Raw genomic sequence first — 12,133 nt, forward strand, 5'->3', positions numbered from 1 at the left:
TGTTATGCCTCGGGTTCGGTGGCAAGCGCTGCTGGCACCGCCTTAACTGGGAAACGCTTCATAGTATCACTGATCTTGTCGATCAGACGGTTACGGCCCATTTCATAGGCCAATCCGAGGGCGCTTTTGTAGCCGATTTCGTCGGTACCGCCATGGGATTTAATAACAATCCCATTCAGCCCCATGAATACGCCACCATTAAGGGTGCGTGGATCCATTTTGGCGCGCAATGCTTTTAGCGCCGACATGGCGAACAAAGCGCCGATGCGGCTCATCAAATTTGCCTTCAGCGCATTGGATAGGTAGCGGCCGACCTGACGGGCGGTGCCTTCGGCCGTCTTGAGCGCGATATTGCCGACAAAACCTTCGGTGACCACCACGTCGACGGTGCCCTTACCGATGTCATCGCCTTCGACAAAGCCGTGATAGGTGAACCCTGCCCCGCTCGCTTCGGTCAGAATGCGGCCGGCTTCCTTGATCGATTCGAGACCCTTGACCTCTTCGGTGCCCACATTGAGCAGACCGACAGTCGGAGACTTCTCGTCGAACAGGCAGCGCGCCAGTGCGGAGCCGAGAATGGCGTAGTCCACCAGCTGCTGGGCATCAGCGCCAATGGTTGCGCCCATGTCGAGCACAACGATATCGGTGCGCAAGGTCGGCCAGATCGCAGCGATACCCGGACGGGCAATGCCCTCCATCGGGCGCAGGCAGAATGTGGCCATGGCCATCAGCGCGCCGGTATTGCCGCCGGAGATAGCCACGTCAGCCTCGCCGTCCTTGACGGCCTGAATGGCCATCCACATCGACGAGGTTCCCTTGCCCTTGCGCAGGGCCTGGCTTGGCTTTTCGTCCATTGCGATGACAACGTCGCAGTGACGCACGCTGGAGGCCGGCTTCAGCGCGGGGAATTCTTCGAGCAGTGGAGCGATCTGCTCCTGGACGCCATGAAAGATAAAGCGTGCATTCTTGCGCTCTTTGAGCAGCAAATGGGCACCGTGGATGACCGCCCGGGGAGCATTGTCGCCACCCATGGCATCCACTGATATTGTTATTGTATCGGTCATTTCAGCCCGTTTTTCGGCCCGAGTGGCAAGTGTTTAAACATATCCCATCGGGGAGTCGGTGCAAAGCCCCGGGACCCGGCGCTAAGCACCGGGATCCGTGGGCTTCTTGAGTTTGGAAAGACCAGCAAATGGGCCGGTCTCTTCAGCGGTGCCAGACAATCCCAGCGATTCGAGGCTTTCTCCGGGCAGACGCGGATAAGGATCGATCGCCAGCGCCAGAGTTTCGATCAAAAGTGCGCTGAGATCGACCTCGGGGCCATCGATATGGTCAGGGAAATCGTCGTCATCGATATCGACAAACACTTCCGAGCCAGGCGTCGGCTTGTGATGCGCGGCTTCCGGCAGGAAGACCCGATCGATGGGCTCATCGATGTCCTGCGTCACCGGCTCAAACGTGACAACCGATGGCTGCACGATGCGGGCAGTCAGGCGACCGAGCGCACGGATACCCCCGCGCAGCGGCGCGACAGACAGCGTGGCGTGGAAGCTTTCCACCGCATTGAGCTTGAGCACTTCGGCCAACTCGGCGCGTGCTGCTTCATCGGGCGCCACTTTCAGCGAGCGGCCCGTGGCGGGTAGACGATCGACGCGCACGATGGCATCGAGAATCGGGGATGGTTCCTGGCTCATGGAGCAGCCTCAAAATGGACGGTGCCACCGGTGATCGCATCGGCGGGCTGGGCGGCCAGCACCTCATCCTTGGCCAGCAGATATTCTGCCAGCGCGCGGATATGAGGGCCAAACTCGCCATCAAAGATATTGCGAGACAGGACGTCTTCGAGAGCGGTCACGTCCTTGCGGTCCATGGCCTCGTTGAGCGCAGCGAGAAGCCCGAAGAAGATGTTGCCCATTTTCTGGATCTTCTTTGGCACGCCGAGATCGCCCACGCCCATCTCGCGCAGTGAGCGGTCCATATCCTTGAAAAACAGATCAAAAACGGCCTGGCTGAAGTCCTTCTGCGCGCCCGCGGCGGTGCGCAGACGGCGGAACAACAGAGCCATGTGCAGACTGATCATATCGAAGCGACCAGTAACCGTGTCAGGTACTTGCCATTCGGCGTAGAAAATCGGCTGCCGGGATTGCGCCACAATGGCGCTATAAATGGCGTAAACCGGTTCAGTAGCGGTGTTCTTACGGAATAGAGACAGGATCATGGGATTGCGCTCAGCGTCTTGATCGGTCAAACAGGCAGGTAGAACGCTTGGCCGAGCCATTGCCAGCTTGCCAGAGAGACAAGTTGGCAGCTACACATTCCGGCGGCCGAGTGGCCGCCGCCTTGTTGTCGTGCCTATAGTCGAGAGCCATCGGGAAAGTCAAATTCATGCCCATGCGTACCGTTTCCGGTTCAGTTGCACCCATCGCTGCCATTCTGCTCGCTCTGGTGCTTGCTGGCTGCACGAGCAGCACTTCGCTGATCACCAACCGTACTCAGGGCTATGAGATTTCCGAGAGCGCGATGCAGCAGATTCGCGTCGGGCAGAGCCAGGAACTGGTGAAGCTGGTGCTGGGTTCGCCGCAGTCGACCAATACGTTCGGCGATCAATCCGCATATTATTATGTCGAGACCAAGGTTCGCCAGACCGCGTTCGGCGTGACGATGATCCAGTCTCGCACCGTGCTGGCCATCTATTTCGACAAGAACAAGAAGGTGGTCGACAAGGCCGTCTACTCGCTCAAGGACGGCAAGACCGTCACTATCGAGAACCGCCGCACCCCATCGTTCGGCGCCGACCGCAGCTTTATCGACTCGATCCTGTCGTCGTTCTAAGCGCAGTCCATTCAGTTTTCAGGAGCCCCGGGAAACCGGGGCTTCTTTGTTTTGGAGACCCACATGCATCACAATAGCAAGGAACACCGCGCGCTGGTCCAATGGGCGGCCGATTGCGCTGAACGCGTGCTGCCGTTGGCCGAGGCCAATGGCGACAAGCGCGCCCGCCAGGCCATCAGCGCCGCTCGGGGCTTCGCTGCCGGCAAGAACTCGGTGGATCACGCTCGCCGCGCCGCAGAGGCCGCCCACGCCGCCGCGCGCGAAGCTGGTACCGACGCCGCCCGCAACGCCGCTCGCGCCGCTGGCCATGCCGCAGAAACCGCGCATGTGCCCGCCCATGGCCCCCACGCGGCCAACTATGCGCTGAAGGCTGTGATTGCCGCAGGCGGCGATGATGAAGCTGAAGAAAAGTGGCAGGACGAACGCGTACCTGCGATTGGGTGAGAGGCCGCCTCTAAAGGCCCCCTCCCCATCGTCATCACCCGGCTCGTCCGGGTGATCCATCGTCTCACCGCGCGTGGTGTGGATTGCCCGGACAAGCCGGGCAATGACGACCCATCATGCTGCCGTGAGCACTTTGAAATCTCCGACCCCACCGGCGCTGCCCACGGACTTGATCCGTGGGTCTATGCCCGCTTGTGCCGCATTGAGAGTGGGTACCAGTAGCGTAAACACCGCCAGCCCCTCAGGACCACCTAGTAACCTCAAGCAAAAGCTACTTCGTATCAGACAGATCGCTACCCGCTTCGCGGGCGATCGCGTCGAGCGTCGCGTTGACGAGGCCCGTGGCGTCGTCTTCGTAGAAGGCCTTCGCCACATCGACATATTCAGTGATAACCACGCGGGGCGGAATGTCCTTGCGACGCAGCAGCTCGAACGCAGCGGCGCGCAGGATGGCGCGAAGCGTTGCATCGACGCGCTCGACCGGCCAGCTATCGGCAAGCGAACGATCAACGGCCGGATCGATCTCCAGCTGGTGCTTGGCAACGCCCGAAACGATCTGGCGGAAGAAGTCCGCATCGGCGGGCAAATACTGCTCACCCTCGATCTCACGACCCAGATGATAGCTGCCGAACTGGGCCAGCGTGTCCTCAAGCGTCGCGCGGCCCACATCCATCTGATAGAGCGCCTGAACGGCTGCAAGACGGGCGGCGCCACGCTGGTTAGCGGGACGGTCGGCCTGGGGATCGCGTTTGGGGGCTTCAGCCATAGGTGGTCACTCTGATTTGGCCAGGCTGGTGACACCGGGCGGCATGCCAACCCCATAGTCGCCCAGCACGGGAACTTCAATATATTTGGGACGGAAGCGGCTATGCAGTCCGTTGATAGATGGTCAGCGTGTCTTCGCCAAGCGCCTGTGGCTCATCGGCGGTCATGCCGCCCCAAGCCAGCGCTTCTGCGAGGGAGCCGGATGCACTTGCGGGCACCCCGCCCTCGCCGATTTCACGCGTGCTGGTGATCACCGCGAAGCGATCCACCAGCTGCGCCTTGAGCAGCGCAGCAGTCAGTTTCACGCCGGGCTCCACCAGCAGATTCTGCATGCCCTTTTTGCCCAGCATTTCCATCGTGGATGCAAGGCTCAGCCGACCATTGAGGCCCTCCACCGGGAAGGTCTGGATGGAGGCGGGAAGGTTCAGCGGGGCGCCATTTTGTGCAACGATCGCAGTACGATGGCCGGAGAAGCCAGCAATCAGATTCACCTTGCGATCAACGCCTTCAGCGCCCGCGAGAATGAGCCGCAGCGGTGTACGCGACTGTAGACCCGGGATGGTCACAGTCAGCGTTGGATCGTCGATCTTGGCGGTCGCAGCGCCGATCAAAATCGCGTCGGAACGCGTGCGCAGCAGGTCGATCCACTCGCGCGCAGCCGCGCTCAAAAACGTGCTCCGGTCCGCGCCCTGACGCGCAATCATGCCATCGGCCGAGACATTGACCACAGCCGTCACCAAAGGCCGTCCTGCCGTGTGCAACATGGCGTGGCCTGCGCTCAACGCGATCGAGGGGGCATGGTTGGCGTGAATGACTTCAACGCCCGCCGACTCAAGCCGCGCCGTGCTTTCGCCCTTGGTCGCCTCATGGGTGTCGCTGGCACCGATGACGACGCGCATGATGCCCGAGCGGATAATCGCATCCACGCATGGCGGCGTACGGCCCCAATGGTGGCATGGCTCAAGCGTCACATAGAGCGTTGCCCCGGCCGCAGCAAAACCCGCCGCCTCGATAGCCTGCGTCTCGGCATGAGGACGGCCACCCTTGGCGGTGACGGCGCGGGCGATCAGCCTGTTATCCAGCGCGTCCACCAGCAAAGCGGCCACGGTTGGGTTTTCAGCGGTCGTTCCAACAAATGGCGTAGCGTAACGCGCGGCGGCATCGAGCCACCGCACATCGACTTCTGTGGGCTGGCTCAATCGTCGTCGCCTCGCAACGTCCCCTGCCCTTGGGCAAGTTCAGCGAGGAACGACCGGAAGTCGTCGGCCGCAGAGAAATTCTTGTAGACTGAGGCAAAGCGCACGAATGCCACGTCGTCGAGCCCCTTGAGGCCATCCATGACATATTCGCCGATCTGATCGGAGGTGACTTCGACATCGCCCAGCGACTCGAGCTGACGGACGATGCCGGAGATCATGCGTTCGGTGCGCTCGGGATCAACCGAGCGCTTGCGCAGTGCGGTATTGACTGAGCGGGCCAGCTTTTCACGGTCGAACGGCACCTTGCGGCCCGTCTTCTTCACCACCGTCAGATCGCGCAGCTGCACGCGTTCGAAGGTGGTGAAGCGGCCGCCGCAGCCATTACAGACGCGGCGGCGGCGAATTGCGCCGGAATCTTCAGTCGGGCGACTGTCCTTGACCTGCGTGTCGTCGTTTCCGCAATAGGGACAGCGCATAATAGACCTTTATTGACCGTAGATCGGGAAGCGGTCGGTCAGGGCACGAACCTTGGTCGCGACCTGCTGTTCGACAGCGCCGTTATTGTCTTCGCCATTGGTCGCCAGACCATCGAGCACTTCGATGATCAGCTCGCCGACGAGCTGGAACTCAGCCGTACCGAAGCCGCGCGCGGTTGCCGCTGGGGTGCCCAGACGAATGCCCGAGGTGATTGCTGGCTTTTCTGGATCGAATGGCACCGCGTTCTTGTTGCAGGTGATGCCAGCGCGTTCCAGCGCCTTTTCGGCTGCCTTGCCGGTCAGGCCCTTGGGGCGCAGATCGACGAGCATGAGATGGTTGTCGGTGCCGCCACTGACGATATCGACGCCGCCCTTGACCAGCGTTTCCGCCAGAATGTGGGCATTGGCGACGACCTGCTTGGCGTATTCCTTGAACTCAGGCTGCAGCGCTTCATGGAACGCCACGGCCTTGGCCGCGATGACGTGCATCAGCGGGCCACCCTGAATGCCGGGGAAGATCGCCGAGTTGATCTTCTTGGCGATGTCCTCGTCATTGGTGAGGATCAGGCCGCCACGGGGACCGCGCAGGGTCTTGTGGGTGGTGGTGGTCGCAACGTGGGCGTGTGGGAACGGGCTGGGGTAGACACCGCCAGCAACCAGACCTGCCACGTGGGCCATATCGACAAACAGCAGTGCGCCAACTTCATCGGCAATGGCGCGGAACTCGGCCCAGTCCATCACGCGCGAATAGGCGGAGAAACCGGCTACGATCAGCTTTGGCTTATGCTCGCGGGCGAGCTGACGAACCTGGTCCATATCGACCAGACCGTCCTGCTTGCGCAGACCGTACTGAATGGCATTGAACCACTTGCCGGACTGGTTTGGACGCGCGCCGTGGGTCAGGTGACCACCAGCGTCGAGCGACATGCCCAGAATGGTATCGCCGGGCTGAACCAGTGCCTGATAGACACCCTGGTTGGCCTGCGAACCCGAATTGGGCTGCACGTTGGCAAAGCCGACGCCGAACAGTTCCTTGGCGCGCTCGATGGCCAGCGTTTCGGCAACGTCGACGAACTCGCAGCCACCATAATAGCGCTTGCCGGGATAACCCTCAGCGTACTTGTTGGTCATGATCGAGCCCTGCGCTTCCAGAACGGCGCGCGAGACGATGTTTTCCGACGCGATCAGCTCGATTTCGTGCTGTTGGCGACCGAGCTCATTTTGAATGGCCTTGGCGATTTCCGGGTCAGACTGTGCGAGCGACGCAGAGAAGAAATCGGGAAAAAGCGGGGTATTGGTGGCAGCGCTCATGCGGGGTTTTCCTCACAAAAGATCAGGGTGACCAGCGTGGCCGTGGCTTTATCACGGCGCGTGGCGCAAATCCAAGACCCATCAATCTGAGTTGGGTTCATGGGGCTTCCCTGATCGTGGATGGGTGCCCAGGCGAGCGGCTCTATGAAGTTCGCGTTCCCCGATGGTTGCCCATCTTTTCTCGCCAGTAGCGCGAACACCTTCCTTATTGCGCAAAAGCGGGCTCAGGGAAAGGGGCTCAACAGTCGCATAAGGCACCCTGCCCGCTTCATTCACAGGCAAAAGGTCCGCATGAAGTGCGGCGCTGCGCCGGTTATTTTACTCGGCCACAAAGGTTAATTCTGCCCCGCTGCGGCAACTCTTTGCCAGCGCTAAGCATTGTCTGTGCAGAGGCGCGTCTGTGCACGCGCATAACGTGGAGGAATCCTCATGCAGAACGCGATTGCTACCTTCAGCGCAGCACTTGTTACCGGCGCGATGATGCTTGCCAGCGCCGTGCCAGCACAGGCCCAGCGTTTTGATCAGAACTACAGCCAGCGCGACCGGGTCATTCAGACCTATTGTCAGCGCAACCCAAATGACCGCGATTGCCGCGGCTATTGGAACGGCGGCTGGGGCAATAACGACTACAACCGCTTCTACAATCAGCGCCGCAACAACCTTGATTCCCTTGCCACGGGTATCTTCGGCTTCACCTTCGGCGCCATCCTCGGAAGCGCCCTTGCCGGTGGCAATAATCAGGGCAATGTCGCCCGCCCCAACAATTCCAATGCCCACATCCAGGCATGCTTTGCCCGCTACAAATCCTACGATGTCGGCACGGACAGCTACATGGGCTATGACGGCTACCGTCACCGCTGCAATCTGTAGTTAGAACAACCGCTTAGGCGGTTCGGGCGTGTCGCCGAGCTTCATACGAAGCTTGGCGAGCGCCAATTGCTGCATCTGGGCGCGCGAGGCCGATCTTGGGGTAATCACCACCACTTCGGTGCCGGTATCGGCGTGAATGGCCGCGACCCGCATTTGCTGGCCGAGCTGCACAAACTCGAACAAGACTTCGCCACTGGTCATGATGTCAGCCCCTTTTGGCGACCATAACAGGATTCGGCAGCGCACAAATGCAAACGCCCTCCACGATGGGAGGGCGTCCTTGTTTCGGCTCGAAACAATCAGGCGTCGAAGGTGACTTTGCCCTGCTTGTCGAAGTCGTAAACGTCGTCGCGGAAGCTGACGATGCCCTGCTTGTTGGCCCAGGCGGTGATGTAGGTGGTGTGGATCGGCACGCGGGCCTTCACCTCGACATCGAGACGCTTGAGCGAGTCGAAGGTCGAGTCGACCTTGCCCTGATCCCAGTCGCCATTGTCGCGCAGCAACCAATTGACCAACTGAGCAACGCCATCGACGCGCACGCAACCCGAAGAGTGGAAGCGGGCGTTTTCGCCGAACAGCGCCTTGGATGGCGTGTCGTGCAGGTAGCAATCGTACGGGTTGTAGAAATTGATCTTGCAGTGGCCCATGGAATTGGCCGCGCCAGGTTCCTGGCGATACATGTAGTTGACCTGCTGATCGGTGATCGCAGCCCAATTGATCGTCTGCGGATCAATCTTGTTGCCGGCGCCGTCGTAGATGAAAATGTTCTGCTCAGCCAGATAGTTCGGGTTCTGCAGCATGTACTTGGTCAGGTCCTGACGGACCAGCGACTTGGGCACGTGCCAATAGGGGTTGAAGTTGATCTGGCTGACCTTGCTGGCCATGATCGGCGTGGCGCGGTCGACGCGACCAACCACTGCCGTATGGCGCTGCTCGACCATGCCCTCATTCACCGCCTCGATCGTCGCGGCCGGAATGTTGACCACCACGTAACGTGGGTTGAGGTTTGCAGCCATGGTCTGAACGCGCTGAGCGTTGAGATAAAGCTGATTAAGGCGCGTCGCGGCCGGCACATTGAGCGCGTACCAGGTCGGCTCATCCACCTGACCGTTGACGATCAGGCCATGGCGAGCCTGAAATGCGCGGACGCCGCGGTCCGTCGCTTCATCAAACTGGTCGTTGACGTTGGGCACCAGCGCCATGTCACCCGACGAAATCAGGCGGCGCTTGAGTGCGATGACGGGGCGGCCTGACTTGCCAACCACGAGACGGAACGCCTCCTGAGGCACCTCTTCCCAGCCGCCATTGGCGACGAAGGGCTCATACTGGGAAATGGCCAGCTGAAGATTATAGGCCGTGTCATAGGACAGGATCGGCTCATTGGTGGCGATCAGCGCCTGTGCGGCTGCTGTATTGCCATCGGTATTGACGTTGCGCAGCACGTTACCGCGGCCGAAAATATCGAAAAGGGATTCACCTTCCTGCGCGCGCGCCACTGTTGGCAGAGCCGCAGTCGCGCCCGCGAGGGCCATGGTTTTAAGAAGGGAACGTCTATTCAGCCGCATCAAGTCACCCGAATTATCTGTCTGCCGAAGCAGCATCAGCATTTACCATCGCATCCCATCGGCCACAACGCGGACAAGCGAGTGTGAACCTTCAGACTTCATGAACCAAGAATACGCGGGAAATGGTTTCAAACCACTAACCAACGTTCATACGCGAGTTTGAGGCTGAAATAAGAAACGCCAGCCCAAGGGCTGGCGTTTGATGTTCGGTGTGGCAGCTAGGCCACAATATGTACCTGTGGCTTAGAGCTTGTAGAGAATCTGGTCGACCCAGAAGCGCTCGAGGCGGGCAAGGGCCTTGTTCAGGCCGTCGAATTCGTCGTCGCCCAGACCACCGACCTTGTCGATGGACTTGAGGTGACGGTCATAAAGCTCGTCGATCACTTCAGCCACTTCCTCGCCCTTCGGGGTCAGCTTGATGCGGACCGAGCGGCGGTCGGAACGCGAACGCTCCTGGAAGATGTAGCCGGTTTCGACCAACTTCTTGAGGTTGTACGAGACGTTGCTACCCAGATAGTAGCCACGCGAACGCAGCTCGCCAGCGGTCAGCTCGGCATCGCCGATGTTGAACATCAGCAGCGCCTGCACTGGGTTGATGTCGTCCCAGCCCATACGGTCGAACTCGTCCTTGATCAGGTCGAGCAGACGACGGTGCAGACGCTCAACGCGAGAAACAGCTTCGAGATAAAGCGGCTTCAGGCTCTGGGGACGTTCCGGGGACAGGGCCTCGGCTGCGTTGGATTTGATTGCCATTTATGCCTCACTGTTTTGCAGTCTGTGCGATTTTTCGCATCTCATGAGGCCAAACTACGGCGACCGGACTAAGATCAGCCTAAGCAGCACGCTTAAAACTATCTTACTGGAATGCAATGAGAATTTGGCTTAATTCTTCGTTCCACTGTGTCAGACAATTGTAACCTAAACGCGGTGTAAACGGGATTAGCGGGGGTAAGTCTCTACCCCCTCTCGCTATTCATGCGCGGCTCAACATCGCACGGGCGCCGGCAAGCTTGAGGACCAGCACGCCCGCAACCGCCAGCCCTTGCGCCGCCACAAACACCAGACCATGCCCCGTCATCGTGGCCCCGTAAACAACCAACAGCGTTGCGCTGCCCACGACCCAGGTCACATCGACAAACAAGTGGAAGACCAGCGCGGCGCGGTAGGTCCGACGTGCCCGCGCAGTCCGGATATTAAAGACACCCCAAGGCATCAGGAACACCCCGACTGCCAGAATGAAGCCCGAAGGCAGGGACCAGCCGATCATCGTTGTCACTTGAGCAGATAGCAAAGCGACTGCTGCGCCCATGATCATTGAGACTATGCCGTCGAGCCAATAGGCAAAACGCGGATCTGGACGAAGGGTGGAGTGAGCGAGAGCGACCATCGGGCTATTCCATGATTGAGATGACACCGGAAGCCTGTCGCCAGGAGGTCATAAATTCAATTACCTTGGAGGTAAGTGCGCTGCCTCCGTCGCAGGGGCATTGTACAGGTATGGAGGCGGCTATGGTCGGCGGAATGTTGAAGCAATGGCGCAGGCTCCGCGGCATGAGCCAACTCGATCTGGCGCTATCAGCCGAAGTCTCGTCGCGGCATGTGTCATTCCTCGAAAGCGGACGGGCGCGGCCGAGCGCTGAAATGGTCAGGCGGCTGGCCGAAGCGCTGGCAATGCCGCTGCGGGAGCGCAATGGCCTGCTTGTCGCTGCGGGCTTTGCGCCCGTGTTCGGTGACAATGACTGGACCTCACCGCAAATGGCCGAAATCCGGCGCGCTGCAGGCATCATTCTTGGCGCTCATGATCCCTCGCCCGCACTGGTGCTGGATGCCGCATTCAATGTGCTTGAGGCCAACTCCGGCGCCATGGCTCTTTTGGGCGCAGGCGCGCCTGCGGCCCCGTCGCTCAATCTGGTGGATTTGGTTTTTTGTCCGGGACCGGTGCGCGATGGTCTGGTCAATTGGGACGAAGTTGCCCTCTACCTGATGCACCGCATGCGCGAAGGGGTGCGGATACGTGGGCCACAATCGCCGTTGGGTGCGGTGATGCAACGCGCGCTCGCGCAGCCTGGGGTAAGCCAGTTGGGTCTTGGCGCGCACACCAATCAGGGACTTGTCTTGCTGCCGGTGGTGTTCAATGCGGGTGGCGTCGAAACGCGCTGGTTTACAACTGTGACCAGCTTTGGTGCGCCGCAGGATGCGCTGGCCGAAGAAATCACAATCGAGCAGTTCTATCCGGCCTGACGGTCAGTCAGCAGCGCGGGCGCGACTCATGCGGATGCCGATGACAAAGATGACCAGGATGGACGCGAGCAGCACCAGCCGCACGCCAAAACCAAATGCCGACATGGTCACGTCGGGGCTGCCCAACAAATAGAGCACCAGCTCGACACCGGTGGACGCCACCAGCAGCACAGCGCCCCAGCTGGCCTTGATCCACAAGCCAACCGCCGCGAATAGGCGCGCTAGCGAGAAGATCGCCAGATAAACGAATCCCGTCATCCCCATGGCGGCGATCGGGCTGACCGAGCCGAGATTGACGCCAAGCAGCCGCGCAGCATCGTTGAGCCCCAGGAGAAGGCTGATGATGGCGACCACACGAATGTAGATGCCGATGGGCTGAGCGTTGAAATCCATGGCCATTGTCTAGCTCCTGCATGGCGATGCGACAAGC

General features: G+C 60.2%; 16 protein-coding genes and 1 riboswitch. Of the genes, 4 read left to right on the top strand and 12 right to left on the bottom strand.

Translation table 11 applies throughout. The features are described 5' to 3' along the window. Positions 1 to 2 precede the first annotated feature (2 nt). From plsX to WH87_RS05515, 3 genes are all read right to left on the bottom strand, one after another. Positions 3 to 1,064, bottom strand: coding sequence for a phosphate acyltransferase PlsX (gene plsX, locus WH87_RS05505; RefSeq protein ID WP_046138157.1), 1,062 nt, complete (start codon positions 1,062 to 1,064; stop codon positions 3 to 5). Between the two features lie 81 nt (positions 1,065 to 1,145). Further along, positions 1,146 to 1,694: a YceD family protein gene (locus tag WH87_RS05510; protein ID WP_046138156.1), complete on the bottom strand. Its 549-nt coding sequence runs from the start codon at positions 1,692 to 1,694 to the stop codon at positions 1,146 to 1,148. Continuing rightward, a complete protein-coding gene (locus WH87_RS05515) occupies positions 1,691 to 2,218 on the bottom strand; it encodes a ubiquinol-cytochrome C chaperone family protein (RefSeq protein WP_046138600.1) in 528 nt (175 codons plus the stop codon). Before WH87_RS05515 ends, WH87_RS05510 begins: the two co-directional genes overlap by 4 nt. Positions 2,219 to 2,385: 167 nt before the next feature. Here WH87_RS05515 and WH87_RS05520 point away from each other — a divergent pair, with 167 nt between their 5' ends. Together WH87_RS05520 and WH87_RS05525 are read left to right on the top strand one after the other, a co-directional pair. Continuing rightward, positions 2,386 to 2,832: an outer membrane protein assembly factor BamE gene (locus WH87_RS05520; RefSeq protein ID WP_052952310.1), complete on the top strand. Its 447-nt coding sequence runs from the start codon at positions 2,386 to 2,388 to the stop codon at positions 2,830 to 2,832. Positions 2,833 to 2,895: 63 nt separating this feature from the next. Then, positions 2,896 to 3,276 (top strand): putative immunity protein, encoded by a 381-nt coding sequence (locus WH87_RS05525; RefSeq protein ID WP_046138154.1) that lies wholly within the window; start codon positions 2,896 to 2,898, stop codon positions 3,274 to 3,276. A gap of 271 nt (positions 3,277 to 3,547) precedes the next feature. On the opposite strand, the gene nusB is transcribed toward WH87_RS05525, so the two are convergent. The 4 genes from nusB to glyA form a co-directional block, all read right to left on the bottom strand. Then, positions 3,548 to 4,042: a transcription antitermination factor NusB gene (nusB, locus tag WH87_RS05530; RefSeq protein ID WP_046138153.1), complete on the bottom strand. Its 495-nt coding sequence runs from the start codon at positions 4,040 to 4,042 to the stop codon at positions 3,548 to 3,550. A 100-nt stretch (positions 4,043 to 4,142) separates the two neighbouring features. Next, a complete protein-coding gene (gene ribD / locus WH87_RS05535; RefSeq protein WP_052726282.1) occupies positions 4,143 to 5,240 on the bottom strand; it encodes a bifunctional diaminohydroxyphosphoribosylaminopyrimidine deaminase/5-amino-6-(5-phosphoribosylamino)uracil reductase RibD in 1,098 nt (365 codons plus the stop codon). Further along, on the bottom strand, positions 5,237 to 5,716 hold the full coding sequence (gene nrdR / locus WH87_RS05540; protein WP_046138152.1) for a transcriptional regulator NrdR: 480 nt from the start codon (positions 5,714 to 5,716) through the stop codon (positions 5,237 to 5,239). The genes ribD and nrdR overlap by 4 nt, the downstream gene beginning before the upstream one ends. Positions 5,717 to 5,725: 9 nt before the next feature. Next, positions 5,726 to 7,027, bottom strand: a complete 1,302-nt coding sequence (gene glyA / locus WH87_RS05545) for a serine hydroxymethyltransferase (protein WP_046138151.1) — start codon at positions 7,025 to 7,027, stop codon at positions 5,726 to 5,728. Positions 7,028 to 7,146: 119 nt separating this feature from the next. After that, positions 7,147 to 7,229, bottom strand: a riboswitch (ZMP/ZTP riboswitch). A gap of 227 nt (positions 7,230 to 7,456) precedes the next feature. Here glyA and WH87_RS18880 point away from each other — a divergent pair. Then, positions 7,457 to 7,897, top strand: a complete 441-nt coding sequence (locus WH87_RS18880) for a BA14K family protein (RefSeq protein WP_052726281.1) — start codon at positions 7,457 to 7,459, stop codon at positions 7,895 to 7,897. Here the strand turns inward: WH87_RS18880 and WH87_RS05560 are convergent, their stop codons facing one another. From WH87_RS05560 to WH87_RS05575, 4 genes are all read right to left on the bottom strand, one after another. Continuing rightward, positions 7,898 to 8,098 (bottom strand): DUF6898 family protein, encoded by a 201-nt coding sequence (locus WH87_RS05560; protein WP_046138149.1) that lies wholly within the window; start codon positions 8,096 to 8,098, stop codon positions 7,898 to 7,900. A 98-nt stretch (positions 8,099 to 8,196) separates the two neighbouring features. Further along, positions 8,197 to 9,462, bottom strand: coding sequence for a L,D-transpeptidase family protein (locus WH87_RS05565; protein WP_046138597.1), 1,266 nt, complete (start codon positions 9,460 to 9,462; stop codon positions 8,197 to 8,199). Between the two features lie 243 nt (positions 9,463 to 9,705). After that, positions 9,706 to 10,215, bottom strand: a complete 510-nt coding sequence (ldtR, locus tag WH87_RS05570) for a transcriptional regulator LdtR (RefSeq protein WP_046138148.1) — start codon at positions 10,213 to 10,215, stop codon at positions 9,706 to 9,708. Positions 10,216 to 10,435: 220 nt separating this feature from the next. Then, the gene (locus tag WH87_RS05575) at positions 10,436 to 10,849 is read right to left on the bottom strand and encodes a hypothetical protein (RefSeq protein WP_046138147.1); all 414 of its coding nucleotides are present in this window, start codon (positions 10,847 to 10,849) and stop codon (positions 10,436 to 10,438) included. Between the two features lie 134 nt (positions 10,850 to 10,983). Here WH87_RS05575 and WH87_RS05580 point away from each other — a divergent pair, with 134 nt between their 5' ends. Continuing rightward, on the top strand, positions 10,984 to 11,703 hold the full coding sequence (locus tag WH87_RS05580; protein WP_281175168.1) for a helix-turn-helix domain-containing protein: 720 nt from the start codon (positions 10,984 to 10,986) through the stop codon (positions 11,701 to 11,703). Positions 11,704 to 11,706: 3 nt separating this feature from the next. Here the strand turns inward: WH87_RS05580 and WH87_RS05585 are convergent, their stop codons facing one another. Beyond that, complete coding sequence (locus WH87_RS05585; protein ID WP_046173229.1) at positions 11,707 to 12,102, bottom strand: hypothetical protein; 396 nt, start codon at positions 12,100 to 12,102, stop codon at positions 11,707 to 11,709. Positions 12,103 to 12,133: the final 31 nt, after the last annotated feature.

This window comes from Devosia epidermidihirudinis, from assembly GCF_000971295.1.
In the GTDB taxonomy this organism is placed as follows: Bacteria; Pseudomonadota; Alphaproteobacteria; order Rhizobiales; family Devosiaceae; genus Devosia; species Devosia epidermidihirudinis.